At 44.5% G+C, this 1,406-nt stretch carries 1 protein-coding gene; it reads right to left on the bottom strand.

What is annotated here, in order from left to right:
• Position 1: 1 nt before the first annotated feature.
• Positions 2 to 1,324, bottom strand: a complete 1,323-nt coding sequence (locus AB4589_RS22910) for an IS4-like element ISVbsp1 family transposase (RefSeq protein ID WP_009845967.1) — start codon at positions 1,322 to 1,324, stop codon at positions 2 to 4.
• Between the last annotated feature and the right edge of the window lie 82 nt (positions 1,325 to 1,406).

The following is a 1,406-nucleotide window of genomic DNA, read 5'->3' as shown; positions in this document are numbered from 1 at the left end:
ATTATTGCTTGAACCTGAACGGATATTTGGCTGGGACAAAGAGGACTGAACGTGGAAACGTTCGGTCCTTTCTTTTATCTGGAAGAATGAAGTGACTCAAACTGTCTCTCATCCTTTTCAGTTTTACAGGTAGAGTTCCGTCTGGACTTAAAGCTAACCAACGTAATTGCGCATCAATAAGGTTAATTGCGGCGGTAAAACTGACCCTAGTCGCTCGAACCCCGGCTTCTGAAGCTATCTTAACCATCTCTAATCGCACTAAGTTATAGGCAAGTAATACGCCCCACAGCTCTTGCTTCACACCGGCAGAAAAACGACTTCGTAAAGTGACGTGACTTTGCAGTTGAGTCTGTTTAATTTCACCATAACCTTCTTCTATCTCCCAGCGTTGCCAATAAATACGCAGCAGGCTTTCTAGCGAGTATCTACTAGGGTCTGTAAGTGAAGTAATAAAACCTTTTATCTCACCTTTTGGCTCTTGATATAGGACTAATCTGGCTTCCCAACGTGCGGGTAAATTCGGATTCTGCCGTTGAGCTTGAGGAGATATGGGCATTGAGATGAGCATGTCGTTCTCCGCATATTTCTCCAACACTTCATAGCGTAGCTTACGCTTTGCAGGCATTAGCCAGTGAGCATTTTCCGCACTCTCTTGCCACGACAACAAGAGGTCTGCCGAGAAATAACAACGATCAAATAAGGTCAATGAATGTGCGGGGATATCATTGAATAGGCGCTTAGCTAAGGTCGTTTCACCGACATGACAGCCATCAAAAGCCGCCCCCATAATCATTCGAGTTTCTGTTGACATCAAAGCGACTAAACGAAGTTGAGGGTAAGGTTTCAATTTTTTAGAGATGAACCCAAATTCTTCAGCGTTCTCTGGGGAATCTTGGCACCTAAATGTTGTCCCATCGACAGCAAGAACATTAAGCTCTAAGTCTTTGTCTTGTTGAAGGATATCTCCATTCCAAGCCTTTACCGTTGTGTGAAACAGAGCCGCTAACGGACTCTCATCTAGACGTCGGCGTGAATCAGTTAGGACACTGGGTGCAACACGAGACCAGCTATCTTCAGGTTTAGGCTGAAGTGCAATGTCTAATGAACTGCACACCTCTTTGATAGACATGTTGCGTTGCAGCCCCATCCAAATAACTAACCAGACAGCTTGCTGAGCGGGAAGCCGACGTCGTCTTATGCTCGCTTTATTGGTTTCAAGAAGAGCTTGTTCTATCCACTCAATCTGAATGGCGTCGACAACAGATTCATAATTGTCGGCATCTTCAATGGTCTCGTGTGCCATTGCTAATTCTTGTTCAAGCATAAAAAAATCCCCATCAACGTTGTTGATGGGGATTATCTGCTAACTGCAAGATCGTTCAAGTCTTCTTAAACGATCGGCATTA

It is taken from the genome of Vibrio sp. 10N.222.49.A3 (assembly GCF_041475145.1).
Taxonomy (GTDB): Bacteria; Pseudomonadota; Gammaproteobacteria; order Enterobacterales; family Vibrionaceae; genus Vibrio; species Vibrio tasmaniensis_A.
The sequence above is the reverse complement of the archived record's forward strand: the minus strand, read 5'-3'. Positions and strand labels throughout refer to the sequence as shown.